This is a genomic window from Chryseobacterium sp. R2ACT005 (assembly GCF_049949215.1).
GTDB lineage: Bacteria > Bacteroidota > Bacteroidia > Flavobacteriales > Weeksellaceae > Chryseobacterium.
Genome location: NZ_CP188192.1, coordinates 135,061 through 161,044 on the forward strand (window position 1 = coordinate 135,061; position 25,984 = coordinate 161,044).

General features: G+C 33.8%; 32 protein-coding genes, 1 pseudogene and 1 riboswitch. Of the genes and pseudogenes, 1 reads left to right on the top strand and 32 read right to left on the bottom strand.

All coding sequences use genetic code 11. The features are described 5' to 3' along the window. Nucleotides 1-23 precede the first annotated feature (23 nt). From ACPF63_RS00665 to ACPF63_RS00800, 28 genes and pseudogenes are all read right to left on the bottom strand, one after another. Complete coding sequence (locus ACPF63_RS00665; protein WP_426481637.1) at nucleotides 24-560, bottom strand: T9SS type A sorting domain-containing protein; 537 nt, start codon at nucleotides 558-560, stop codon at nucleotides 24-26. After that, entirely contained in the window at nucleotides 544-1,008 is a 465-nt protein-coding gene (locus tag ACPF63_RS00670) for a hypothetical protein (protein WP_426481638.1), read from the bottom strand. Before ACPF63_RS00670 ends, ACPF63_RS00665 begins: the two co-directional genes overlap by 17 nt. A 138-nt stretch (nucleotides 1,009-1,146) precedes the next feature. Then, complete coding sequence (gene ribB, locus ACPF63_RS00675) at nucleotides 1,147-1,794, bottom strand: 3,4-dihydroxy-2-butanone-4-phosphate synthase (protein WP_047386148.1); 648 nt, start codon at nucleotides 1,792-1,794, stop codon at nucleotides 1,147-1,149. Nucleotides 1,795-1,886: 92 nt separating this feature from the next. Beyond that, a riboswitch (FMN riboswitch) is annotated at nucleotides 1,887-2,012 on the bottom strand. Between the two features lie 125 nt (nucleotides 2,013-2,137). Next, complete coding sequence (locus ACPF63_RS00680; protein ID WP_426481639.1) at nucleotides 2,138-2,668, bottom strand: hypothetical protein; 531 nt, start codon at nucleotides 2,666-2,668, stop codon at nucleotides 2,138-2,140. Nucleotides 2,669-2,682: 14 nt separating this feature from the next. Continuing rightward, entirely contained in the window at nucleotides 2,683-3,036 is a 354-nt protein-coding gene (locus ACPF63_RS00685) for a DUF2200 domain-containing protein (RefSeq protein WP_426481640.1), read from the bottom strand. Nucleotides 3,037-3,064: 28 nt separating this feature from the next. After that, nucleotides 3,065-4,309, bottom strand: a complete 1,245-nt coding sequence (locus ACPF63_RS00690; RefSeq protein ID WP_426481641.1) for a hypothetical protein — start codon at nucleotides 4,307-4,309, stop codon at nucleotides 3,065-3,067. A 494-nt stretch (nucleotides 4,310-4,803) separates the two neighbouring features. Next, nucleotides 4,804-5,307, bottom strand: coding sequence for a DinB family protein (locus tag ACPF63_RS00695; RefSeq protein ID WP_047386154.1), 504 nt, complete (start codon nucleotides 5,305-5,307; stop codon nucleotides 4,804-4,806). Between the two features lie 42 nt (nucleotides 5,308-5,349). After that, a complete protein-coding gene (locus tag ACPF63_RS00700; RefSeq protein WP_426481642.1) occupies nucleotides 5,350-5,733 on the bottom strand; it encodes a 5-carboxymethyl-2-hydroxymuconate Delta-isomerase in 384 nt (127 codons plus the stop codon). Between the two features lie 131 nt (nucleotides 5,734-5,864). Continuing rightward, the gene (locus tag ACPF63_RS00705; RefSeq protein WP_426481643.1) at nucleotides 5,865-7,475 is read right to left on the bottom strand and encodes a serine hydrolase; all 1,611 of its coding nucleotides are present in this window, start codon (nucleotides 7,473-7,475) and stop codon (nucleotides 5,865-5,867) included. An 84-nt stretch (nucleotides 7,476-7,559) separates the two neighbouring features. After that, the gene (locus tag ACPF63_RS00710) at nucleotides 7,560-8,348 is read right to left on the bottom strand and encodes a hypothetical protein (RefSeq protein ID WP_426481644.1); all 789 of its coding nucleotides are present in this window, start codon (nucleotides 8,346-8,348) and stop codon (nucleotides 7,560-7,562) included. Nucleotide 8,349: 1 nt separating this feature from the next. Then, a complete protein-coding gene (locus ACPF63_RS00715; protein WP_426481645.1) occupies nucleotides 8,350-8,835 on the bottom strand; it encodes a hypothetical protein in 486 nt (161 codons plus the stop codon). Nucleotides 8,836-8,845: 10 nt separating this feature from the next. Next, a complete protein-coding gene (locus ACPF63_RS00720; RefSeq protein WP_077418934.1) occupies nucleotides 8,846-9,367 on the bottom strand; it encodes a hypothetical protein in 522 nt (173 codons plus the stop codon). A 1-nt stretch (nucleotide 9,368) separates the two neighbouring features. Beyond that, entirely contained in the window at nucleotides 9,369-10,142 is a 774-nt protein-coding gene (locus ACPF63_RS00725) for a hypothetical protein (protein WP_077418935.1), read from the bottom strand. Between the two features lie 19 nt (nucleotides 10,143-10,161). Then, nucleotides 10,162-10,536, bottom strand: a complete 375-nt coding sequence (locus ACPF63_RS00730; RefSeq protein ID WP_426481646.1) for a VOC family protein — start codon at nucleotides 10,534-10,536, stop codon at nucleotides 10,162-10,164. A 6-nt stretch (nucleotides 10,537-10,542) separates the two neighbouring features. Further along, entirely contained in the window at nucleotides 10,543-11,094 is a 552-nt protein-coding gene (locus tag ACPF63_RS00735) for a dihydrofolate reductase family protein (RefSeq protein ID WP_426481647.1), read from the bottom strand. 240 nt (nucleotides 11,095-11,334) lie between these two features. Continuing rightward, a pseudogene (locus tag ACPF63_RS00740) lies at nucleotides 11,335-11,526 on the bottom strand (hypothetical protein); the annotation flags it as partial. A gap of 236 nt (nucleotides 11,527-11,762) precedes the next feature. After that, entirely contained in the window at nucleotides 11,763-12,419 is a 657-nt protein-coding gene (locus ACPF63_RS00745; protein ID WP_426481648.1) for a hypothetical protein, read from the bottom strand. 29 nt (nucleotides 12,420-12,448) lie between these two features. Continuing rightward, entirely contained in the window at nucleotides 12,449-12,901 is a 453-nt protein-coding gene (locus tag ACPF63_RS00750) for a hypothetical protein (RefSeq protein ID WP_426481649.1), read from the bottom strand. 379 nt (nucleotides 12,902-13,280) lie between these two features. Next, a complete protein-coding gene (locus ACPF63_RS00755; protein WP_426481650.1) occupies nucleotides 13,281-13,922 on the bottom strand; it encodes a hypothetical protein in 642 nt (213 codons plus the stop codon). Between the two features lie 102 nt (nucleotides 13,923-14,024). After that, on the bottom strand, nucleotides 14,025-14,501 hold the full coding sequence (locus ACPF63_RS00760; protein WP_426481651.1) for a hypothetical protein: 477 nt from the start codon (nucleotides 14,499-14,501) through the stop codon (nucleotides 14,025-14,027). Between the two features lie 433 nt (nucleotides 14,502-14,934). Then, entirely contained in the window at nucleotides 14,935-15,594 is a 660-nt protein-coding gene (locus tag ACPF63_RS00765) for a DUF2461 domain-containing protein (protein WP_426483191.1), read from the bottom strand. A gap of 7 nt (nucleotides 15,595-15,601) precedes the next feature. Continuing rightward, nucleotides 15,602-16,147: a hypothetical protein gene (locus tag ACPF63_RS00770; RefSeq protein ID WP_426481652.1), complete on the bottom strand. Its 546-nt coding sequence runs from the start codon at nucleotides 16,145-16,147 to the stop codon at nucleotides 15,602-15,604. Nucleotides 16,148-16,337: 190 nt separating this feature from the next. Beyond that, nucleotides 16,338-17,138: a hypothetical protein gene (locus ACPF63_RS00775; RefSeq protein WP_426481653.1), complete on the bottom strand. Its 801-nt coding sequence runs from the start codon at nucleotides 17,136-17,138 to the stop codon at nucleotides 16,338-16,340. 212 nt (nucleotides 17,139-17,350) lie between these two features. Continuing rightward, complete coding sequence (locus tag ACPF63_RS00780; RefSeq protein ID WP_426481654.1) at nucleotides 17,351-18,265, bottom strand: serine hydrolase domain-containing protein; 915 nt, start codon at nucleotides 18,263-18,265, stop codon at nucleotides 17,351-17,353. A 374-nt stretch (nucleotides 18,266-18,639) separates the two neighbouring features. Beyond that, nucleotides 18,640-19,149, bottom strand: coding sequence for a DUF2314 domain-containing protein (locus ACPF63_RS00785; RefSeq protein WP_426481655.1), 510 nt, complete (start codon nucleotides 19,147-19,149; stop codon nucleotides 18,640-18,642). Nucleotides 19,150-19,247: 98 nt separating this feature from the next. Further along, nucleotides 19,248-19,913, bottom strand: coding sequence for a DUF4919 domain-containing protein (locus ACPF63_RS00790; protein WP_426481656.1), 666 nt, complete (start codon nucleotides 19,911-19,913; stop codon nucleotides 19,248-19,250). A 124-nt stretch (nucleotides 19,914-20,037) separates the two neighbouring features. Beyond that, nucleotides 20,038-21,213: a Kelch repeat-containing protein gene (locus ACPF63_RS00795; RefSeq protein WP_426481657.1), complete on the bottom strand. Its 1,176-nt coding sequence runs from the start codon at nucleotides 21,211-21,213 to the stop codon at nucleotides 20,038-20,040. Between the two features lie 198 nt (nucleotides 21,214-21,411). Then, complete coding sequence (locus tag ACPF63_RS00800) at nucleotides 21,412-21,921, bottom strand: dihydrofolate reductase family protein (RefSeq protein ID WP_426481658.1); 510 nt, start codon at nucleotides 21,919-21,921, stop codon at nucleotides 21,412-21,414. Nucleotides 21,922-22,003: 82 nt separating this feature from the next. On the opposite strand from ACPF63_RS00800, the gene ACPF63_RS00805 reads away from it, so the two are divergent. Continuing rightward, the gene (locus ACPF63_RS00805) at nucleotides 22,004-22,351 is read left to right on the top strand and encodes a winged helix-turn-helix transcriptional regulator (protein WP_426481659.1); all 348 of its coding nucleotides are present in this window, start codon (nucleotides 22,004-22,006) and stop codon (nucleotides 22,349-22,351) included. A gap of 27 nt (nucleotides 22,352-22,378) precedes the next feature. On the opposite strand, the gene ACPF63_RS00810 is transcribed toward ACPF63_RS00805, so the two are convergent. The 4 genes from ACPF63_RS00810 to ACPF63_RS00825 form a co-directional block, all read right to left on the bottom strand. Beyond that, on the bottom strand, nucleotides 22,379-22,522 hold the full coding sequence (locus tag ACPF63_RS00810) for a hypothetical protein (RefSeq protein ID WP_426481660.1): 144 nt from the start codon (nucleotides 22,520-22,522) through the stop codon (nucleotides 22,379-22,381). 452 nt (nucleotides 22,523-22,974) lie between these two features. Then, nucleotides 22,975-23,652, bottom strand: coding sequence for a hypothetical protein (locus tag ACPF63_RS00815; protein WP_426481661.1), 678 nt, complete (start codon nucleotides 23,650-23,652; stop codon nucleotides 22,975-22,977). 295 nt (nucleotides 23,653-23,947) lie between these two features. Next, complete coding sequence (gene groL, locus ACPF63_RS00820; protein WP_077418951.1) at nucleotides 23,948-25,573, bottom strand: chaperonin GroEL; 1,626 nt, start codon at nucleotides 25,571-25,573, stop codon at nucleotides 23,948-23,950. Nucleotides 25,574-25,669: 96 nt separating this feature from the next. Beyond that, a complete protein-coding gene (locus tag ACPF63_RS00825) occupies nucleotides 25,670-25,948 on the bottom strand; it encodes a co-chaperone GroES (RefSeq protein WP_034696138.1) in 279 nt (92 codons plus the stop codon). Nucleotides 25,949-25,984 lie beyond the last annotated feature (36 nt).

Consider the following 25,984-nt stretch of genomic DNA (forward strand, 5'->3'; position numbering starts at 1 on the left):
TAGGAGCGGGGATTTTGGTTTTATTATTTCTTGATGAATTTTGTATTCTTTGTCTCTGTCGCATTTTTCCCACTGATCTCTATGAAATAAGACGCTGATGGAAGATCTGAGATTTGAATATTTCCGGATTTTACATCTGATGTTTTTACCAGTTTTCCGTCCAGACTGTAAATATTTGCTTTGGAATAATTATCGGTATTCCCTTTGAAACCGATAAAGTCCTGTGCAGGGTTAGGATAAACCACTAAGTTTTCTTTTTTCACTGCATTGCTGCTTGTAGCCAGAAATGCTTCGTTTAAAGCTAGTGCAGTGGCTACTGTCTGGTTGATACTTAACAATGGAACACTGATATTTCCGCTTGTAGAATTTAGCAAAGCATATCTGTGAGAAGCATCGTAATAAGCATAGGCTGTATTGGTAACTGTTCCGATAGGGTTGGCATAAATAATATCAAAAGATGCATATAGGTTAAAGTTCTGTGTGTATTTTACTCTAAGAACATTACTGTATGTTTGATTACCTATAATCAGAGTTCCATATGCATCAGCAATGGCAGCCATTGTACCGCTGAACAATCCGTTGGCAGAAGACGATGAGAAAGTTCCTTTGGCTGTAGTAGGTCAATGGATAACTATTATAAGTCCCATTATCCACGTTAAAATTTAAAGTTGCCTGTGGGTTTACAATTCCCGTGATTTCCAGTTTAGTAGAAGACGCTTTGTAATAAACAGTTGTTGCCCCATCTGCCATTTTAATAGTTGAACCTGGAAAAGTCGATATTTCCGTAGAAGTAGGAGTAGAATAAGTCGTTATTGACGAAACTCCCATGATAAGACCTCCATTTGAAAATGTAACGTTAGCTCCTGTTGCGGAGTTATTTACCACTCCGGTTACATGATTGTAATTGACAAGGTTTCCGGAAGTAGGGTCATTGGCTGCTTTTGTAAGCGTGATCTGCGCAGAAAACATTGCAGAAGCTCCTAATAAAAGGAGTAAAGTTTTTTTCATAGTCAAGATTTTTTTTCTTTAAAAATAATTAAAAAATAGTATCAAAATGTTAAATTTATTTGTTTTTGATTAGGTTTTTAATAAAATCGCCTGCTGATCATATCAGCAGGCGAATCTGTGCGTTAAAAATATTTAAGTTTAATTGCTCATCACCATTTTACGGTAAGCATAAATGTCTTCGATGGTCACGACGCTCATCCCTTTTTTGATAGCAAAGTCCACAATTTCAGGAAGTCTTGCCATAGAACCGTCTTCATTTGTCAGTTCACAAAGTACTGCATCATCACCCAGATTGGCCATTTTTACAAGATCTACGCTGCCTTCAGTATGACCGCGTCTTTCAAATACACCATCTTTTCTGGCAATCAGAGGGAAAACATGCCCGGGACTTGCAATATGCTCTGCCTGAGCACCTGCTGCCACGGCAGTTCTGATCGTTGTTACACGATCTCTTGCTGAAACACCTGATTCCACGCCTTCTCTGGCTTCAATGGAAATGGTAAATGCGGTTTGATTTTTTGAATTGTTGTTTTCCACCATCGGACGAAGGTTGAGGTGGCGGCTTTTTTCCTCAGAAATGCATAGGCAGACGATGCCGCTGCATTCGCGGATCAGAAGTGCCATATCCTGTTCTGTAATAGTGGAAGCGGGAAAGATGATATCACCTTCATTTTCGCGGTTTTCATCATCTACCAGTAGAATACCTTTTCCCTGTTGTAAAGTTGAAAGTGCTTTTTCTACACGTTCTTTGGAGGTTGCTCCGAATTGTTCTAATAATTTTTCCATGTTATTTTACTTTTAAAAGTTAAAATAGTCTTCGGTACATGGAAATGAAATACAACGCAACAAGAATCCATAAGGAATCTTATTGGCCATCTCATTTTCTTCTCCCATCCAGACTTTAACTGTCGGTTCCGGAATTTCACCAGATCAGTCCCTTCATAAGAAAGGAGTCGCGGACTGTAACCGCCGGTAGGGAATTTCACCCTGCCCCGAAGAAAACTTATACTAAGTTTTATTGTATGTTGTAATTTAAATTTTTATTTCATTGAATAGTATTTAACGCACAGACCGCTAATTTCGGGAAGTTTTTTGAAATGGAGAAGAGATTTTGTGAAATTTATGGCCTTTAAAAAGGGTAGTTAAAATCTTTATATTGTCTGTCAAAAGACTTTAGATCATTATCATCATTTTTTTTATTGAACAGTCCGGTTGATAAATTAATCTCTCCCAGTCCAAAATAGAATTTTTCACTTTCATAAAGCCGTATTTGATATTTTTGCCCAAAATTCATCATAATATCAGACTGATAAGACCTTGTCACCTTTTCTTTGTTTGACCAAAAGAATGAATGATCTGAATTAATTCCCCCAGTCTTTATCTGAGCATGATCAAAATCCAGTTGACTTAATATATCTTCGAATTCCCGAATAAAGTTTTGTAGTTGCCTCGTATCGTCGATAAGCCATTTTTCTGTTCTTCCAAAAGAAATAAGAATATTGTCATAATAATATGCCGGTTCCTGAGTGGCATGGGAGAAGATTTGCGGATGAAAATAAAAATATTTGTGATCCTTCATCTTATTGTTAATGAAGTCTAGAAAACCGATATAATCTTTGTCCAGCATAATGGCTCCGTAAAAATAATTCCATTCGTACATTGAAATTTTATTTTTTATATTGTTCTCAAAATTTTTTCCATCTTCTTTCCTTTTGCCAGCTCATCAATCAGTTTGTCCAGATACCGGATATTTCTCATAAGTTCATCTTCAATTTCCTCTACACGATAGCCGCAAATAACTCCTTTAATTAATGAAACATTTGGATTCATCTGAGGAGCCTGCTCAAAGAATGTTTTAAAATCAGTTTTGTGATCCAGTATTTCCTGCAGACTTTTTTCATTGTATCCCGTGAGCCAGAATATAATCTCATGCACTTCCTCTTTACTGCGTCCCTTTTTTTCTGCTTTTTGAATATAATGTGGATAAACACTGGCAAAAGCTGTTGTGAAAATTCTGGTATTCTGCATTACTGTATTGTTGTTAATTAGGTTTTAATTACCACTTCCAGATCTGAGGTTCATCTTTCCAGACCAGCAATCTGAATTCCTCATAATGCTTTCCATTTCCGATGGTATGAGCATCTCTGTGCCCTTTTTCTAATTTCAGTTTGTGTAAAATGCCTGAGTGTGCGGCTACCCACAGGGTTTCTTCATCATCAGAAAGTGCCATTCCTGTAATGGTAGAACCAAGGAAGTATCTCCAAAGCTGGTTTCCATCCTTATCAAAGGCTTTGATATAGCCGTAAGCGTCTCCAAGGATATAATAATCTTTTATGGCAACACCTTCATAGACTCTCATTTCCTCATCAATGAAAGTAAAGTCTTCACTTTCCGTATAGGCTTCAATATCAGCTCCTACATATTGATCGGCATTGATTCCTATGGTAATCCCATTGTAAAAATGACAGGAATTTGTAATTAGCTGGCTATCATCTTTTGCAAATAGACAAAAATGTGGATAAGACGATTGAGGTCCTATAGATCCTACAGTATTGCCTTCATGATCCAATATTCTGTGATCATAGCACTGATCTCCGACTACGATATAAGAATTGTCGTTGGATAATGCTGCATTTTCCATATCAATCTGAGAGCTCCAGTCTTCTTCATGGTCTTCATTGATGGGATGGATGAGCTTTTTTTCAGTATTTGAAACCAGGAAAATTCCGTCTGAGGAAACGATCACTACTTTGCTTCCATCATTGAAAGGATACAAATCAGTAATTCCAAAATCTGGGTTTTCATCTAGTTCAAATTCATTGATGAGGTCTCCTTTCCAACCTTTGTATAAAGATATTTTATGAGAATCTGCAATGGCGAAAATGTTTTCCCGGTTAGATTTTCCGATGGCACGGATATTTTTATCCAGTTGTGTAATAACATCTTTATCAAGAAGATATGCATGCCTTTTTTCATATGATGTGCCTGTCATAAAAACAATTTTTTCATCAGAGATAAAGTGCATATGCTCAATATTCTGAGCTTTATTTTCCATTAAGGGAATAATAGGAGCATGGGCAGGTGGGAAATGTTCCCTGAAATTTTCTGTGTCTTCGTTTTTGTTAGCAGTTTTAAGCAGTTCAAAAACTTCGCGGACTATATTGGCTCTGTTATCTTCAGGTTCTTTACCTTTCCAGTTTTCCCAGCCGTTTTTTTCACCAAACTCAACCATTTCATTGATTTCTTTTGCATAGCGTTCTCCTTCTGAGAACCATTCTTTTTGGATTGTAGTGTTGTACATTGAATTTTTTTATATTAAAATTTATTGAAAATGAGGTTGTATTCCTTATCAACTAACTTACAAAAAATCTAATGATTCTGAGAGGATAAAAAACCATCCTGATTATTGGAGTAATTTATTTTTGTGGATAACCTCAAGCGTTAGTTTTAAATAATGTAGGCTAATAATTGCTGAATAATAAGGTTAAAAAATTGTACGTAAGTTATCCACAAAACTTATCCACATGATTTTATATTGTGGATATTTACAGTAAATTAATATATGGTATAAGTAATTGAATTTAATGTGTTTATGAGGTTTTGCTTCAATGGGTGAAAAACTTATCCATAGTTTATCCACAGAAGTATATTGAAGCATAAAAAGTTATCCACAAATTTTTCAAGATGTGGATAACCTGTTGTTTTTAATTTAAAATATTTAAAATCAGTAGTTTAATTAGGTTTGTGCTGAAGTCCCGAAATTCTTTATCAGACTTATCTACAAAACGGATAATATTACTGCTTATCCTTATAAATATTCCAGAAGTTGAAATCTGTCATAGGAGCGTCTGTTATTCCGATATTTCGTCCCATCGTTACGATCTGCCCTCTGTGATAAGTCCCGTGAAGAATGGCGTGCTGAATATATTCATATTTTGAAAAATCACACTGAAACCATTGAGATTCTATCTTCACGTTCTTTGAAAGATCGTCTTCAGAGAGACTTTCCACATAGTCTACCAGCTTTTGTGAATTGTTTTTAATAGCATTGAAAACATCTTCTTTGTCGGTAGTTTCTGTAGTTTTAGTAAAATCAAAATCATTTTTTTCAGAAATGTGACTCCACCAGTATTCCTGGGTCTGCCAGATATGGTGTAATGTTTTTAAGATAGTCGGAAAACTTGAAATTGTTTCCTGATTAAGCTGTTCGTCAGATTTTGTGGATAACCAGTCAATATATTTGTTGACTACCCAATTATTGTACTGTACGCTTTTGTTGACTAATGCTTTTAAGCTCATAATATTAGTATTTAGTTGGTGTTGGTTTAAAAAAGAAAGATATCAGAGTCCGAAATGCCGGTCGTTATTTATATTCTCAGGATTAATGAGTGCCTTGTTGCTGTATGTTGCGACTTCAAAATCATTGATATTTACAGAAAGAAAGGAAATGTCAGTCAGCAATTCAGAAAGTTTGTTGCAGATCTGTCTGGAAAGATGAGCTTTTTGTTCTGTAGTACGGCCTTCCATAATGTATCCGAAGACATGCAGGAAGTTTTTCTTATGAATGCCTAATTTATAATATTGATAGGGCTGAAGTCTGACTTTTATATCATTGGGAGCAAACAAACCCGTTGCATCAGCCGCTTCATATAGTGCATTCATTAATTCTTCAGGCGTTCTCAGCTGAAGAATATCCTCTGAACAATCTATAATAAAATGAGGCATAGATTATATTTTGTGTTTGATTTTGTGTGAGATAAAAATAATAAAAATTATCAATGGATATTCAAAATAAAAACCGCCCTGTTTTCAGTGCGGTTGAAAAATATATATTTTTTACTATGTAAATACAGGTTTTATTGAACTGATTTTTTGATGCTGAATTGTGGTTTTACAGTATTGGTCATGTCGAGAACAATATCATAAAATCCGTCTTCATTGATTGGGAAGGCATATGCATCAAAGGCAAGACTTTTATTATCATTATTCAGTCCGAGGCTGTATCCCCAGTCATTATTAAATCTGAATTTTAAATCGCCTTTATTCAGTTGATAGTTTTTCAGAAAATAAATATTCTGGTTTTTAGGATTTACCTGTAGTGGGATATCTTTTCCATCCCAGCCGCTAGGAGTAGCATTTCCTATAATTCCCCAGGTAAGTTTTTGTGGATTTTTTTTAGCTGTTTTCACAGTTCCATCCCAAAACTGAATGACAACAGTATCTATTTTTCCGTTTTGATCAGGTTTAAATGTACAGGTAAATTTATCATCCAGTTGAAATGATGTTTTGCTTAATGGCAACAAGGCATTTCTAGGATAACTTCCTTCTTTGAAAACCAGAAATCCATCAGCGCTGTTTATATAAAAATTTGAATTTTCAGTGTAATACACTCCTTCCAGTTTTTTTAAATCCTCCACACTCACTTTTGCAATGGCTGGAATGGTATAAGGCTTATTGTATAGTATTTTTTCTACCAGAGGAAAAATAAAATCGGTGTGTGATAATTCTGAATTTGAAATTACAATCACACAAATATCATCTTCCAAAATTCTGTAATATCTGCTTCTGTAACCTGGCCCGCCGCCATCATGACCTACCCGTTTTTTGTCAAAAACAGTCGAAATCTGAAAGCCTAATCCATAATGATCCTTAAGATAAGGAGTAAAAGCTTTATCTATTGTTTCTTTTTTCAGGAGCGTGTAATTCTTCAGCGCTTCATTGAACTTAAAAAGATCTTCTACAGTAGAATACATGGCCCCTGCTCCAAAAGGATGATCTGTTTTGAAACGTAATGCCTCGTTTGACATGTTATCAGATAAAAACTCATAGCCAAATGCTTTATTTTCATCAGTAACAGTATTGAAATTGAATCCACTATGATCCATTTTCAGAGGTTTGAGGATATTATTTTCTATTACTTTATCATAATTCAAACCAGTCACTTTTTTTATAATATAACTGAGAATATAATATCCGGAATTGGAGTAATCCCAATCTTTACCAGGTGAAAAATTTATTGGTTTTGCGGAAATATATTTTAAAAATGTTTCTTCATCTATAGTATACTCAGAATTGGTATCATTGGGAATTCCTGAGGTATGAGAAAGCAGATGGGCCAAAGTGATGCTGCCTCCTTTTGGAAAATCAGGATAATATTTTGAAAGTTTGTCATTCAAAGATAATTTTCCCTGTTCTTCCAGCTGAAAAATAACTGTTGCAGTGAACATTTTTGTGGTAGAGAAAACCCGGTAAAGGCTGTTATTGGTGTTTTTCAGTTTTTTAGGCGCATTTCTATAGCCGTAACTTTTTTCAAAAATAATCTTTCCTTTTTCAGCAATCAGAACAGAACCGCTGAACAAGCCGGCCTTTTCATACGTTGAGAATAACTGTTCCAGTTTTTTGGATTTCTGAGAAAAAAGAGGACTGGTTGCAAGCAAGAAAATAATGCAGGTTAAAATAGACTTCATGTAATTTTTTAAATAAGACACTTTTAAGTGTGATAATATTACATGGGGTAATCGAAATATTTTTGATAAAAAACACTTAAAAATTTATTTGCTATTTTCTGTATCTACGGATTCAAAAGGAATTTGATTTTCATCAATAAGTTTATTTTTAAATTTCTCAGCATAAGTATGTGCAAATTTTTCTTTTTCACTTTTTGAAATCCGAAAATAAAAATCTATTCTCTTCTCCCAGGTATCATAATCTATATCATCATCATTATTCCCAGGTCTCTCAACAACATCTAAATAATGAACGTAATGCCCGAACTCATGAGGTAGGGTTCTATAAAGTTGAGTGCTTCTAGCCGTTTCAGGTATGAGTTCTACAATAAAGTTTCTTTTCGTTTCAGTGAAAATATGTCCATCTGCTTTTAATCTTTCGAACTCCTGCTTATCTTCAATTGTTTGCTTTTTAGACCATGATAATTGCTTTTCTGTATCGATTGCATCCAGGATAATGGCTGGATAATATTCGCCCTCGAAATCAAAACTGTAGATTAATCTTCCCCAAACGGGTGAAAGAATTTCTTCTTTTCGTTTGGGCTGCCGTAGAATAATAAACTTTAATTCTCCATAATCTTTGACCGGAATTTGTTCTATAATTCTTTGAATATCATTTACTGAACAAGGATGGATTGAATTTTTACGAGTTTTTTCAACCACAAATGTAAATTCATGATTGTTGATGATTCGGGTTTCTTTTTGGTAATCAGTAAGTTTTTCGTAAAAAGATTTCAAATTACCATAAAGTGAAGAAATAGTCAATTTATTATCCTGACCATAACCTTGTTTTTTAGTTCCAATATTTTTATTTCTTCGGGTTTGATTATACATTTTAATACCACATTTTTTTTAATTCACCTGCAATTTCATCTGCCTTATCTTTCGTGATCCAGTCTACGATTCTTATTTCGCTGTCTTTTTGTATAAGAATTACAGAATACGTTGAACCACTTATTGAAAAATGGTAACGGACACCCAATTGATGTCTTTCTACTTCAAAATTTTTCGTTTCAATACGATCTATTTCTTCTTTCAGATAAGTTTTAGGACTTGTGAATAATTTGTTTTTATATTGTACTGTCAGGTTTCCATCGTCAATAGTAAGTACTGTTTTTCCGAAATTATTCCATAACCAGATATACAGAATAAAAATAAAGAAAGCAGCAAAAGGAAGCACGAAAGAGATGAAACCTGCAGGTTGGAGAAATCCAATACAGACGATGATAAGAATTATACAAAACAAAATGAGTAAGCCTACACTTGTTACAAAGGCGACCAGCCAATTGGTTTTGTTTTTAATTTCAAGGATGACTGGCATGTCTGATCGATTACTGTAAAGGTTTTCTTTCATACAACTTTGTCTTCTTAAGCCCAAAATTATTTATCTCCATGGGTGAATCTTCTTCCCAGTCCGGAAGATAGCTGTAAAGTTGATCGGTAAGCCTTACGATTCCTGGGGTTACATTATAATCGAATTCATAGCTTTTTCTTTCGGTAATAATTTCCAGCCCGGATTGTTTTCTTTCACTGAATGGAGATGGAATACGGAAAGAATATATTGAAATAATTTCATCCCATTTTATAAACTCTGTAATATTTTTTTGTTTAAAGTAAAACCCGTCGTTTGTGTATTGAAAAATTCCGTCATCATTATGCAGCTTGTCCATTTCTTTTTCAACTGAATCATAATCCTCTTTTTCATCAGAAGAATACAGTTTTGCTACCGAAAATATGATCACAATAAAGCACATAAAAATAATGGTAAATGTGATTTTTTTGTCGTCAAAAATAGGATAGTTATAAAGGGTAAGAATTAAGATAACAGAGGTGAGGGCAATGATCTTTTTCATGTTATATTTTTTCAAAGTATTTCCCTTTGAACTGATAGCGGATTTTTTTATCTGTAATTTTATAGTCGTCAAGAATCAGTGGGATACTGATGATTTTGTTTTTACCATCATACTCAATATTGTAATTTTCAATCTCATTATTCCAATTAGATTTTGCCGAAAGATCTATTTCATATCTCAATTGGTTTCTGATACCGGTTTGGGTTTTAATAAGCCTGGCATCACTGTTGAGTTTTCCATTATCAATAGAAAAAACTTTTATGCTGTGAGCTGTAAGGGCAGAACTATATGTGGCCATATTTTGAGCGAGATAATATTTCTTATTCTCAGAGATAATATCATTGATTTTATAATAAAATGTCTGGGGATTCATTTCACTGTTATCACCAATTATTTCAGAATATACTTTGCTATCTGCTTCATACTGAAAGATATTTTTGAAGAAATGCATTGTGCCACCGTTCCATGTATCCCATGAATAAATCCTGAGTTTTCCATCCTCGGATGAAGAAACCTGTAAACCACTTTTTCTGAGTGATTTAAAATCATATCTCATAGTCTGCGGATTGGATGTGTGCTTCAGCAATAACTTTTCAAATTCATTATTAGCTGCCGTAAGTGAATCTGCAGCATCCCTGTTGTGGTTCTGATCTGCATACCAGTGACCGATTTTCCGGAAAGAAAGTTCCAGTTCTTTTTCTATAGCGTTTATGTTTTGTCCGGATACAATATGAGATAAAAAGATGAAGAATAAAATTCCTATTGTTTTTTTCATGGTTTTGTAGAATTAGTTTTTATTTTTTGCTCTTTAATTGAAATACATTTCCTTCAGGATCTGTTCCGTCACAAAGCCGGAAAGGATAATTCTCAAAGGTTTTAATTTCTCTCATGCTGATATTTTTTGAGACCAACTCATTTCTTGCAGATTCTATGTCAATGTCAATTTCAAAAACAATTTTTGTATTGTTGTCAAACATATGGCCTTCTTCTATTTGATCAAGATACTGATCCCCGATTTTGTGTAACCCGATATGAACAACACCGGCATCAAGCAAAACCCATATTGGATCTTCTTCCATCACTTTCAGATTAAAATTTTCTACATAAAAATGGGTAAGCAACTGAACATTTTTTACATACATAATAATGGTACTTAAGTGAGCCTTCATCTTGTATTAACTTTTAGGCTGTGGTTCGTAAATAAGCTGTACTACACCGGATCTGAATACATTGGTTTTAATTAATTTTAAATTTAATCTTTCCTTCAAATCTTCAAAAAGAGGTTTCCCTTTCCCCAGAGCGACCGGATGAACGGATATTCTATAGGTGTCAATAAGATTGTTCTGAATAAAAGTTTTAATAAGACTTGCTCCTCCATACAGCCAGATATCTTTTCCGCCCTGTTTTTTTATTTCTGAAACTTTTTCTGCAATGTCAGAACTGATAAAAACAGCATTTTCATCTTCTCTGTTTTGACTGGAAAAGACAAATTTATTTTTTGAATGAACTGCTTCCCAAACTTTTTGTTCTTCCGGATCTGTATTGTCTTCCGGCTGATAATTTCCCCAGGCATCATAGCTTACCCTTCCGTAAAAAATAGTGTCTATTCTGGAAAGAAATCCATCAAAATCCATATCATCATCCATGATACACCAATCGGTTTCTCCGTTGGGTCCTTCAATAAATCCGTCTAATGTAGTGGCAAGGTCTAGTATTATTTTTTTCATTTTTTTAAGATAGGTATGAGTTGGAAATAACGATAAAGATATGAATGTTTTGCTTTTTTTACTAAAAATAAGGTTTGTATTATTCTTTGATTTTCAACACTTAAATAAATATTTAACTCAAAGCCATTGAGGCAATTATTATAATCAATAAAATACTTACGTACAGAAAGCTTGCTCCTCCTTTTTTGCTCAAATATTTTTTTTGCTGTTCATATTCCGGAAATTTTTCCTCTGCTTTTTCTATTGTTTCTTTGCTTTGTTGAGGTAAAGAAGATTTCCCCAAAAACCTATAATAATAAGCATGAAAATTGTAATAATATAGCCAACCAGTTTGGTTTGCTCCACTCCAATTATTGGGGCTAAGAAAAATTTTTCAAAGCAGCCTTCAACAAAAAAGAATGAGTAAATGAGTATGGCTTCCAGATACATTCTTCTATAGAGAAACCAGAATACGCCAAAGAAAAAAGCAGCATAGTTAAAGGTGAATTTTTTCCTTTTTCAAAAAGATTTAATTTTTCAAGATAATATGGACTACTTTCCTGAAAGAAATTTTCATATTGTTGAATTTGGTTCATAGTTGAGTTCATAAAATTTTATGTTGGTTGAAATAATATAGGTAAATTGGTTTTCACATGATTTTCACAACAAACAATCTCCTGTCATTCATGTCAATGTCGAGTTCTTCTGCGTAACAAAATTAGTGCTATCAGAAGCATAATAATCACAAAAGTGGCTATGTAAATAATAACTTTATATTTATTATTTTGTTGGTTAAGTGATGATATTTCTATTTTTTGCTCATTGACCTTTCTATCGGATTGATTGGAGTCATCCACAATTAAATCTGTAAGTTCAGCATGATTGGATGTATCGGAATTTTCAGATAATTTTTTATACTGAGAACTTAGAGATTCCAGTTCTTGTAGTTCTGCAGAAGAAAGTTCGTCTAATCTTTTTTGTACAAAACAATGATCGGAGAGGAGCAATCCGGTATCTTTTTCCTCATAGGCGAAAATCAGATATTTTCCTTTTTGGGTAAAAAGAACATCACAGGAATGCAGCGGAGATCCGAAAAGGGTAGCAGTCTTCTGATAGAACTCTCCATAGTCATTTGATTTGTAGACTTTATTTATTTTGACTATGCTTAGAATGTTTTGGACAGTTTTGAATCCTGAAGGTACTTCTGAGATATCAAATACTTCACCAATCAATACAATGTCAGCATTTTCGAACGAAGATTTTAAAGTGGGTTCTCCATTACATTTGCAGGCTAAAACTTTTAGGGAAAATAATAAAAGGGCTAGTAAAAAAACTTTAAATTTCATGGAGTTTGTTTTTTTCTTGATTGAAGAAATTAGTCTATTTGTTCAAAATATTTGTCATTGATGCTTCCGTCAAATTCATTAGAAAGGATATTCCCTAATCTATATCTGAATTTTGTTTTAAAATTACCCGTTAAACGAGGCTCAAATACAGTTGCAATTTCTTTGGATTTTAAAACGAAAAACTTAATACCTACCCCGCAAGTATATTTTCTGAAGCCATCTATTTTTTTCCATTGATGATTTTTATCTAAACCTTCAAGTTCTAGTATCACATTATTGCCAAAACCGATTATACGCTCTCTTTCTTCCATATTATAAATGGTAACAGGAAATCCATCGTAATACGTTATAATGAATGGAATCTCTTTTGATAATTTTAAACCAGCAGCTAAACTATCCATTTTGATATCATAGTCTAGATTTGATATTTTTGTAGTATCAGTATATGTTTTAATTAAGGGTGTTTTTTGAGATGTATCCACAAAAATTCGGAGATCCTTATACTGACGTTTATTAAATTCTTGATTAAGAGCAATAAAATCCTTGTTCCGATAATTTTTTTTTAAAATTTCACTATACCATTCATTACCCGTATAGCTGAGTGTGATTTTTTTTTCAGGCTGTCCGATGTACTGTATTTGTTTATATCTAAAAAGATTGATGTCTTCCGTTTGTTCTATGGTAATGTTATTTAAATCTTTTTCGTAAATATATTTAGGATAAATTATTTCCTGTGACTATAGCAGACAGGAGAAAAGAATTAGATACACTGTGATATATTTTTTCATCGGTTAAAAGTTTTATAAAGGAATAAAGCCGTTCTTACAACGGAACGGTTTTCAATATATTGTCAACATCAGCTTAGCGGTAAGGCAGATTAATTTCTTCAATTTTTGTTCTCAAATCTCCAATCGTAAAGGTTTCTGAATTACATTGAAATTCAGGAATGTCATGTTTGGATAGGAAATCATTCAAATCATCACAATTTTGGAGAATATTAAATTCTTTATTGTCTAAATCTAAAACAATTCCTTTGGTTTTTCCATTGATAGAATAGGCAAGAGGACTTAATGCCCCTAAGAATGCTTTAGACCATAAGCCTTTCATATTTTCTTCAAAATAAATGAATCTTCCATAATTCAGGACTTTACAAAATCTTGAATATTGATCCGGATCATATCCTTTGTCGTCCCTGTTGGTATATTTTCTATAGGTCTGAAAATACATTTCCCCTTTATGCGAAACGGCTAGCGGAAATTTAACCCTTTTATTCTTTTGCTTAAAGTAAAAAAGAGCCTTATCCGGCAGAGCAAGAGAATCACATTTTTCACAGACTTTGAAGTATACTTCTTCGGTGGAAGAAGGTTTTTTATTTAAAACATCTTCCAGTGTCATATAAACGCCTTCCGGAAAATCTCCTTTTTTGATGGATGGATATGTTTTTTCTTGTGCACTTGTAAGATTGAAAATACAAAGCAGGAAAGCTAAAATATAAATTCTCATGGTTTTATTAATTTTTCGGCAGAGCAAAAATATAAAAAGTTAATGGGAAGTCTTTATTGGAGATATTTTATTCAATGTCATAGAACATAATTCTTAGTTATATTATTTTCTGAATTGTAATGTTTGAATTGCCTGTAAAAGCTCTATCTGACTTTCTTTTTTCAGATTTGTACCATATAGATTGAATCTGATTTTTCCTATTGATTCAGTCTTGAGGCTGTCGATATAAATTCCTGTCATTCCTTTTCCCACTTGTTTGGGCTCTACTATTTTGGCCTTGTACCCACCAATTTTTTTATAGGTTATTTTACTTTTTACAAAATCTTCTCTATTTGAATTTTTATCAATGATAATAAATTCTGTTGTATCAGCCTTTGGATTCACAGTTAGAAGTTCGTTGACATCTCTTCTGCTAATAATCGTGATATTTTCTTCTAATGAATAGGAATAAGGTCCATAATCGTAGAAAATCGAATCATTATTTTTTGTGACGATAATTCCTGCATTGCTATCGTAAGCATCCATTTTCAGTTTGCTCCAGTCTTTAGGAGCCTGAAATGCAAAACTTCGAAAATCCATGAATTTTGTTTTCTGAGAATTCTCAGAACAACTCAATAATATATAGGAAGCGAAAATAAGTAAGAATGAGTATTTCATGGCTGGTTATTGTTGTTTTTAAAGCTTCAGCTTAATTTTTTGTACTTCAGTTTTGTTGGGCTTGTCTATTTTGTTGGGTAAAGTCCAATGTACATACAGTTCTTTGTTTTCAATATGAATACTGTCTATACAATAATGAGGAAAAATACTGGAGCAGTTTTCCCAGTTTTCTCCCAGGAACTGTTTTTCTTTTCCCAGAATATTTTCAGCGACTAATTTGTAAGGGAGGGAATCTGTTTCGGATTGATCGTTTCAGCTTTATTTGATGAATGGTATCCTGAGATTAATACACAAAATATAATAGGGGAAAGGTTTCATAAGGGTTTAATTTTTTAAAATATATTATAACTGAATTTTAGAACAAGGATTCTCCATTCAAATCTGTTGTCAGAATTTCACTCATATAATCGAAAAAAGGACGCATGGCAAGTAAGGTTTGCAGTGCTTCTTTTTGAAAATTGTCAGATAAAACTTCTTTATCGGTAAACTTCCGCATGACCAGAAATTGCTTTTTTCTGATTAAATCTATAGCCGGATGATTTTTATCAAAACCCCGTGGTGCCGTTTTTACAGAATCACCTTTGAGCTCTCCAAAATATTTTATGAAGGTCTTGTCAGAGATAATTTTTTCAATTTCAGTACTGCTGATTTCAAATTCTTTACGGATACGGAGTAAATCCTTGGCTTCCGGGCCCCAAAAGCCACCTCCAACAAAGCTGTTACCCGGTTCAATCTGAATATAATATCCACCTCTTAGCATTGGTTTCGAACGGGAATATCCCACCCCAAAATTGGTTTTATACGGTGTTTTATCTTTGGAAAAGCGAACGTCATTATAAATCCTGAAAATATGGATTCCCTTGAGCTGATCATGTTCCTGAAGTTCATGATAGATCTGAGTAAAAAGAATTTTGTTGTCTTTTACAATGGTTTCATATTCGGATTTGTGTTTAGCAAACCATTCACGATTGTTGTTTTTCTGTAACTGGGTGAGAAATTCAAATGTTTTTTTCATATTCGGATCAGGATTTTCCTTCATTGATATATTCTTTGTAATCTTCTTCTAACTTGTCAATTTCTTTGATTAAAAAATCGTAGATATTTCCGTCAAATACTTCATAATCTTTCTCGTCATATTTGTCGTACTCTATTTTTATGATTCCATTGTCCGTATAGGCTCTGTACAGATTTCCGCTTCGTTTGAAAAACAGCTGCCCCAGAGGTTTTTCTTTATATTCAAGAGCCTCGGCATGTTTTTCTGCAAAACCCATCCATGAAGGCATTTCTTCATCCTGAGAAAGGCCATACACAAAAAAGCCGTATCCGAATTTCCAGGCCGGAAGAACATCAAATTCGCTGGGACGTTTCCATATTTCTTCTTCAACTTCAAAAATTAAGGAACCGAATGTCGTCAGAAAGTCTTTAATATCTTCGCTGAATATAAAACCAGTGCTTTCTTCATACTTTGTAATCTGTTCTTCGTTTGCCGGATTTGCAAGGGACCCCATCACGAAAAAATCATTATTTAATTTCTTTTTTCTTTCCCAGAATTCTTCTTTTGTTGCCATATTTTGCTTGGTTTTATATCGTCATCATTGATCAGATCGTTGTTGAAACAAATATAGGAGAAAGTAAGAGGGATAAAAAATGAAAGAGGGAAAATACTCGCCCCTTTAGGGTGAAGTTTTCCCTTATAAAAATAAAAAAAACCGCTCTGTAAAAAGCAGAACGGTATGTGAAAAATTATTTCAATATTTTTTATTTGCAGATCAGGCACTCGCTGCCCTTTTCAATGGTATTGCACCAGGTCGCTTTTCGGACAATATACGACATCGGATTGACTTCATTTCTGACCTTTTGTAATTGGGATTCAGCTTCAACTTTTGAAGGGTATCCCATAAGAACCGTTCTGAATGAACCTCCTTTTTTAATAATACTTGAATTATGATTAATCTTAACCGCTTTTTCAAGATTAATATTTGCCTCACCTATATCTGTATTTCCGGCTGCTATAATAAACCATTCTGCATTATTCTCATTGGTAGTACTGGATAAAGGAGTCTCAAATAAATCCACTTTTCTTTGGTTCTCTTCCTTTTGTTTCAATTGATCCGGAGTTGGATTTTTGATCGTAGAATCTTTTTTCAAGTCTATTTGTGCTTTTATATACTCCTTATACTCCCGTTTAATCGTATCATAATAATTGGTCCACGATTTTTTCATTTCACCGTTTGGGGCAATAATTGAAAGGTATTTTGCCAGCTGAAGCCTTACCAGTGGACGGTCTTCATTTTTAACATCATTTACATACTTATCGAAATACTCAAGTTCTTTAATATCCTGATCCCTCTCTTTAAAGAGATCCGTTACAATTAAAGTGACAGTACTGATAGAAAGAGTTATGATCACCCATTTAAAATAGATTAAAAAGTTCTCAAGCTTATCAGGGTCCAGAGTTCCTTTTTTTATCAGATAATAGACTATAAAAATAGATAGTAAACCTATCACAATAAAGAAAAGGTACAGATAGAATGAAACGGTTCCGGTATTTGATAACATAATACAAGTTTTTATGGTTAGTCATTTTTTTTCTGAATGTTGGAAATAAAACATTGAATAGTCAAAATTACTCAGTATTAACTTAACTGTCAATAACCCTTTTGTGGTAGATTTTATAAAAGAAAACTATTCTGATTTTCAAAACGGTTTCTATATTATTATTTTGTAGAACATAAGCATTCAGGATCTATGCTAAAGAGAAGACGATATTTTTAGTTTTTCAAAATGGCTTTTATAGCATCAGAAATTTCAAATAACTTTCCGTTGTGATTGTTTCCTAATAAAATGATAGTAAACTTTTCATTCAGATCCGAAACTAAGAGTGCTTCATAGCTTCCGGCTCTTCCGTCGTGTACATGTTCAATGAGTTTGTTGTTTTTAAATTTTGCCTGCCCTAAAGAAGATTGCGTTTCCGACAGATTAAATTGCTGTCCCAGCTCAAACAATGAATTTGCGTTAATTACTTTGTTGGAATGAAGGCAGTTTACCCATTTTAGTAAATCGTCAGTAGTTAAGTATGTTCCGCCAGTGATGAGTAAATCGGGTTTGTCTGCTGTCAGATTATTATTAAATCCTTTGGCTATATTATTTTCATTTTCAAAAACGGTCATTACAGCAGATGTCATTTTGCAGGGCTTAAAAATGAATTTTTCTGCATAGGTTTTAAAACTCATTCCGGTTAGCCGTTCAATAATAAACTGACGTAGAAACAGATTGTTATTGTTGTAACCGTAATTTGTACCTGGCTTGAACTCTAATGAGTCAACAAGCTGTAACCCTTCAAAAAGGTCTTTGTCGTTTTTAATTTTTTTCCAGTTTACATCGGGAATACCGCTCGTGTATTGTAATAAGTTTTTTATGGTGACTTCATCTGCCCATTTCGGTAATTCCGGAATGTATTGGGAAACATGATCATCCAGCTTTAATTTGCCCTGCTCCTGTAGTTGTAATAAAGCAACAGCACTGAATTCTTTTGTAATAGAGCCTATATTAAATCTGTAATCTGAGGTGAGCCTTTTCGTTTTTGTTACATCAGTAAAACCGAAAGTCCCCTTGTAAATGACTTTATTATTTTTGGCCACTAAAATATTACCATTGAAGCTTCCGGTTTGATTAGCCCGTTTCATTAGAGAATCAATTTTAAATGCTTTTTTTGTTTGAGCAAATGAGTGATTGGGCAGAAGGGAAAGAAGGAAGAAAAGTAAGATTAGCTGTTTACAATATTTCATGTTTAATTTTTTCTTTGGTTATTGGTTTTATAGGTTTATCCATTGCAGTTCAACGTATTTTGTACAGTCGTTTTTCATATCATCATATCCATCGAGTACAATTGCTGCACCTCCTTTTTCTACTGCTTCTTTTACTTTTTTATAAGTTTCTTTTGCTCCAGTTGATGATCATCAGGGGCATATTGTTCCCCAAAGGACCCTTAATATTACTTTCGGGAGGTTTTGTGGATAAAATTAAATACAGAATTAAAGATTAAAAAGCAGGGATATTTTTACTCATTTTCAAAAATAAAACCACTTTCTTTATCCATTTGTTCTCGTTCTTTTTGTGACATTCTTTTCCTTAAAACCTTAGTTGTATAAGCTCCTTTTACAATATTTTTATCAATATACATCCAATCAGTGATCTGTTGAGAATTGATCTCAATAGTATCTCCCAGTTTTACTTCAGTTGTTGAAATGGGATTTCCATCTACAATTCCATAGAATTTATGGTCAGAATATTGAACTTCACTTATCCAGATGTGTTCGCTACCAGAATCAGGGGTAGTAAATCTTTCTTTCAATGCAAAATTGAAATAATCCGGATTGTGGCTTTCTATTGCTTCTTTGAATTTGTATAATGACTTCTGTGCATTTTCTATGGCTGCATTCATTTCATTATCTTCTCCCTGCAGAATATGAACATCAGGTTCATTATCTCTTTTTACAACTTCATCTTTTTTCTGGCAGCTTACTATTATAAGACCTAATAGTAGATAGACTGGGTATTTTAAATACATAATTTAATCTGAACGTTTTAATTCAAGTTCTGTTAGTTATTATTTTGATTCTCCGACAATCTGTATAGAAATTCCATATTGAGAATACTTTAAAAAAATTATTCAAACATCTTTTTTGTTGCGTGGGGTATGATGAAGTACATACTTGTTGTACTGCCATTATCAAAATTAATATCAATAATATCCAAAAAATAACCATTTTTATCTCTTCCTGATCCCATTTTCCCTATTTTCATATTAAAACCTTTTCTTAAGTAATCCTGACTATCAGTAGGGTTTAATGCAAATGTAGGCTCTTCCAGTTTAAATCCCTGCCCGCTGTAAGCCATAGCATGAAATATCATTTTTGTTTTCAGGAGATATTGGTCTGCTATTTCTTTATGATCTGTTTTAAAATAGGCATAGGATGTTTCGAAAAGTGTTTTCAGGTCGAAAGGATGGGTTATCAAAAATTCATCACCCAGTTGAATCACTTCCTTGTATTCCTTTTCTTCATTCAATTGATATAGTCTTTTTCCAAATTCAATATCTTTATACGGATTATAGAATTTATTATCTGTAAAGCCAATTAATAAAGCCAGGACTTGTTTTTCTGTGAGTGTTGTATCTATTTTATTATATCTGTCTAATAAATGATCATAATAAAATTCTGATTTTATATTTTTTGTTTCTTTAAGTATTTTCTCAAAATCTTTTTTATACTTAAATTTTTCTTGAGCAAAAGTTAGAAAGGGAAAGAAAATAAATAGGAGGAGAATTCTCATGTTGAAGTTTTATTTTTATTTATTGAATAATACAATCTATAGAATATATTTTGCATTCTGGTTTACATGGTATTGATTGGTCTCCGGATTATTATTGCGGATTTAGTATGTTTGTGGGTTATTATTATCTGAAAATTTTAATCTGCTGCAAAACCCCTTTCTCATCTTTATAACTAAAAATATAAGTTCCGCGCTGTACTCTTGATAAATCTATCGTTTTATTATAATAGGCAAAACCCTTGTTGATCTGCTTGCCATCTGTGGAATAAACGGTAAATTCAAACTGATTGCTGTTGTTTTTATTGCTGATTACAAAACCGTCTTTGGCTGCATTGGTATACACCTTTTTCTCCAATGTTCCATTATCATTGGCTGTATTTGCAGAGAGTACACTTTCGTTAATATCTGCCACTTGTATGCTTTTAATAGCTGAGCTGGTGAGAGACGTTGTACTTCCGCCGATGATGTATAGTTTATTGTTATATGCTTCCAATACAGCATGTCTTCTGGGAATCATATTGGATGATAGCTGATGTAATGTATTGGTTGTAGTATCAAAATAGGCTAGAAAAGTTTGATTATTATACCCTCCTGCAATAAAAATCTTATTACCGGATACAGCTAATGAGTGTCCGGATATAGCAGCCGGCATCGTATATTGATGGGTCCAGAGATTAGTGTTGAGGTCGTAAACATTGATCAGGCGGGATGAGGTACCGTTGAAACCACCAATAACATAAAGTTTGTCATTCACAATTTTGCCCCTTGCTTCTCTGGCTGTGGGCATATCGGGTAACGGATGCCATGTATCTGAAGCGATATCATAATACTGGAATCTATTAGAAAAGACGGTAGTTGCCACTCCATTCAGTCCGCTGCCGCCAAATACATATATTTTGCCGTTATGGATGGCAGAACCTGCATTTCCGGTATAGCAACGATTAACAGCGCCCTTCGTTACTTTATTGGTTTCAAGGTCTACAATTTCAAGATGGCTGTTTCCCCAACCGTTAAAAATATAAATTTTATTATTGTAAGTCTCAGAATTAGCAAATTTTTTGGAAAGTAGAGTAGGATTGAGAACACTCCATTTGTTATCCATAATATTATATTTCTCAATATAATTGGCATTACCACCCTTGTCCTGATATCCATTACTCACATAGATATTATCATCCATGATGACACTGGTTGCAGCCCCTCTGCCCACAGACATATTGGCAAGATTTTTAAAATGAAGGGTTTGTGCATGGGCTAGCAGTGAGCCCAAAAATGAAAGGATTAATAATTTTATTTTCAAGAGTCTGAGTTTTAGTGTTTGGTTCTGTTTGATTTTCTTTCAGTGATTCAGGTTTATTTTTTTAATACCGGACTTCAAGATCATAATCTTGGTTTAAAGATAGGAAAAAGTTGAAGAGGTTCTTTCGGTTCATATAAGGATATTTTTTCGTCCAGAATATATCTAAAACTATATTCACCTTTTTTAGGTCATTGCTATTCAGTCTTCTTTGGTTAGGTGCAGTTGAATGAAACCATCTTTAAGGTTATATTCTGTATGTTTAAATTTTGAGTTCAGTTCACTGCTGTTTCCTAAAACACCGCCAACTCCTGTGATTAACGGATGGATATTAAAATAAATGTCCGTTACCAGATCTTTGTCTATAAAGGCATTAAATGCACCTGTTCCACCACCAACTGCCATTTCGTGCAAACCTTTTTCTGACATATATTCAATAGCTTCTTCGGGACTTTTCACAGTCTTGTAGCCTTTTGTTGCGTAAGGTTTTTCAGAGAGTATTACGATTTCTATTCCGCTGAAATGTTCTTTGACCTCCTGTGGGAAGGTTAAAAAATTTTCAAAGGTTTTCAGGCCTATGACAAGGTTTCCAACTTTTTTTGCGAATTCTACATAAAACTCCATCGCTTCTGGTGGCAGCTGATGATGTGGATGATCGGATAATAATACTTTACCATTAGCTGAGATATTTGCAATTATTGTTACTTTCATTTTAATTTTTTTTTACAGTGTAAAATTATCTGAAAGAAACTTTACCTTTACTATCCGTTACCTGTTGGAAAGTAACTATTGTATGAGTACCAAAAAAAATGACATCAGTAAAGAAAAAATATTGGCTCTTAAAGATGCCATTGAATTATTAGGCGGCAAATGGAAATTCTGTATTCTGCATAATTTGTATCATTACGAAACAATGCGGTTCAAAGATCTGCAGGAAACAGCTCTGGGAATAAGTCCAAAAGTTCTATCCAAAGAGCTGCAGGAACTGGAAGATAATTTACTGATCACCCGAACGGTTAATAACACCAAACCTGTTACCGTTTCGTATGCGCTTACCACACATGCCAAAGAAACTGAAGATGTTGTCAATGCCCTAATTAATTTTGGTTTGAAGCATAGAAAGAAGATAAAGGAGAAGTGATTGTATATAATTAAAAAGTTATAGTATTTATTTTAATTGAATTTCAATTTTTTTATCCTCCATAAATAACTTTATCCAATTCGGATTTTCATTATTTCCTGGAATACATTCGATTAAACTTTTATTATTTTTATCATTTTCTATAGCTTTTTTCCCAAACTTGATTTTCATTTCATAAATTTCATTGCCATCATGTCCAAGTCACTGTTAATGCCACAGAGATAAATAATAAATCAATAGGAACTTCCAGTGCAGTATGAGTATAGGTAAATCTCATGCAGACTCTTTCCAATAGTTGCTTTCATTCCGAGAGTAATCAGGAATATAGACAATGGAATGATAATAATAAAATAAGTAGATAAATTTTCAATCATATGCTTTTCATTAAATTGCAGCTAATATCCAAATTAATGCATCGCGTCAATATACAATATATACAATTGCCTAATATTGTTTTGGTTTTAGCTATCTATTTATCAATCATGAAAGTTAAAATATAAATATAACTATTTCCTTACGGAAAACCATAATTCAAACAAAAAAAACCGCTCTACAAAAAGTAGAACGATTAGTCTGTTAAATCAGCTTCGGTCGCTGGCTGTTACATCATTCCTGGTATTGATCTATATAGGATTTAAAATATTATTGGTGTATTTCCAGGGAAATGAATAATAGCCAATACCTTTAGCTAGCTGTCCTGATAGAGTGTCAGAGCATTTGGCAATATAATCTTTTATTTTATCCGAATTTTTATCATCTTTCATCAGCGTTTGCAAACTTGAAAGCCACGCTGCATTAACGCCTTGCTGATCCTTATGAGCAGCAAGATATTGCTCAACCTGGGTATCAATAGTATTACCAGGAACACCATTTCTTTTTTTATCCTCCGGAGCCCGGCAGATATTCACCGGATTCCAGGTTACAATGGAGAAAAAACCACCTACTTTAGTCTCCGGATCGCTGTCGTCAAAATCAAACATAGGTGCCCCGATTTTTTTTCCATAGTCATAGACAAGCTGCATCCATGAATTTTTTATAAAATTTTCAACATCGGGTAAATTTTTGCAACTTTTTGCCATATTCTCCATCAGAGGATTCAAGACAATATTAAGGGTCTTTTGGGGAACAATATGCCCCTGATGATCATCAACTGGAGCACCAGGCCCATCAATGGTTACTTTTTGATAGATGAAGTTTGTGGGTTTGTTCTTACTGTCAAGATCAAAAGAGTGAAAATTAACGGGTTTTTGTACACGATACATGGGATTGTAGCCGTGTATTCTGTCATTATCTCCTGCCATAATAATTGTGTTTTACTATTTTACCTACTCTATACAGTTTTCGGTATACCTGTTTAAGAAAAGAATGTTTGTTTAGGAACTTTTATTTTTGTAAAATTAAACGAATGCAAACGTTGAAAATACCGTATTTATTACCCAAAATGAATTTAAGTATTTCTACTAGTTGTGAAATATGGTGATGAAAAATAATTTCTTATTCATATGAGACTTTTCTTTTTCAAACAGTTGATACATAAAAAAACCGCTCTACAAAAGTAGAACGGTTAGTATATTAATTTGCTGCGGTCGCTGACCGTTACATCATTCCTGGCATTCCACCACCCATTGGCATAGCTGGTTCAGCGCTCTTTACTTCAGTGATTACACATTCAGTGGTAAGAAGCATTCCAGATACAGAAGCTGCATTTTCAAGGGCAACTCTTGTTACTTTAGTTGGGTCAATGATTCCTGCTTCAAGCATGTGAACATACTCGTCAGTTTTCGCATTGTATCCGAAGTCTCCTGTTCCTTCTGCTACTTTAGCAACAATTACAGAACCTTCACCACCTGCGTTAGCAACGATTTGTCTTAATGGCTCTTCGATAGCTCTTTTTACGATTTTGATCCCTGTAGTTTCATCAGAATTGATTCCTGTAAGGTTTTCCAAAGCTGAGATTGCTCTTACTAAAGCAACACCTCCTCCTGCAACGATACCTTCTTCAACTGCTGCTCTTGTAGCGTGTAATGCATCATCTACTCTGTCTTTTTTCTCTTTCATTTCAACTTCAGAAGCTGCTCCTACATAAAGTACAGCAACACCACCAGCTAATTTAGCTAATCTTTCCTGAAGTTTTTCTTTATCATAATCAGAAGTAGAAGTTTCCATCTGAGCTTTGATCTGAGCTACTCTTCCTTTGATTTTTGCTTCGTCACCACCACCGTTTACAACTGTTGTGTTGTCTTTATCGATCGTTACTTTCTCAGCAGTTCCAAGCATATCCAAAGAGATATTTTCCATAGTGAAACCTTGCTCTTCAGAAATCACCTGTCCACCTGTAAGGATTGCGATATCTTCTAACATTGCTTTTCTTCTGTCCCCAAATCCTGGAGCTTTTACAGCAGCAATTTTAAGAGAACCTCTTAGTTTGTTTACTACCAAAGTAGCTAAAGCTTCACCTTCAACTTCTTCAGAGATGATCAATAGAGACTTACCACCTTGTGCAATTGGCTCAAGAACTGGAAGTAATTCTTTCATTGAAGAGATTTTCTTCTCTACTAAAAGGATGTATGGGTTTTCTAGTTCAGCTAACATTTTCTCAGGGTTAGTCACGAAGTAAGGTGACTGGTATCCTCTGTCGAACTGCATACCTTCTACAACGTCTACCGTTGTATCGATACCTTTAGCTTCTTCTACAGTGATTACTCCTTCTTTTCCAACTTTTCCGAAAGCTTCAGCGATCAAAGCACCGATAGTTTCGTCGTTGTTAGCAGATACAGAAGCAACTTGCTTTACCATTTCTGTAGAATCTCCAACAGTCTGAGACTGAGTTTTTAAGTTTTCAACAACTGCAGTTACTGCTTTGTCTATTCCTCTTTTAAGATCCATTGGGTTAGCACCTGCAGCTACGTTCTTAAGACCTTCTCTTACGATAGCCTGTGCCAATACAGTAGCGGTAGTAGTACCGTCTCCTGCGATATCATTAGTTTTGGAAGCTACTTCTTTTACCATTTGCGCTCCCATATTTTCTACTCTGTCTTCAAGTTCGATTTCTTTTGCAACAGACACACCATCCTTAGTTACGTGCGGAGCACCGAAAGATTTTTCGATAACTACGTTTCTTCCTTTAGGACCTAAAGTTACCTTTACTGCATTAGCCAATGCATCTACACCTCTCTTTAAAGCGTCTCTTGATTCAATATCGAATTTTATTTCTTTTGCCATTTTTGATTAGATATTAGATGTTAGATGTCAGATATTAGACAACTAACAATAGTTTTTTAATTTGATTTTTTAATCTGAAATCTGATGTCTGTGATCTTAGCCAATAATTCCTAATAAATCAGCTTCTCTTACGATTAAGTAATCTTTACCTTCCAACTTCAATTCAGCACCTGAATATTTTCCATAAAGAACTTTGTCACCTACCTGAACAGTTGTTGGCTCATCTTTTTTACCAGGACCTACTGCCACTACAGTACCTTCTTGCGGCTTTTCCTTTGCAGTGTCCGGGATAATAATACCTGAAGCTGTTTTAGTTTCTGCAGCAATAGGTTCTACTAGAACTCTGTCTGCTAATGGTTTAAAGTTTACTGACATAATATGTTTATTTATTAATTATTTCTGTGTAATAAT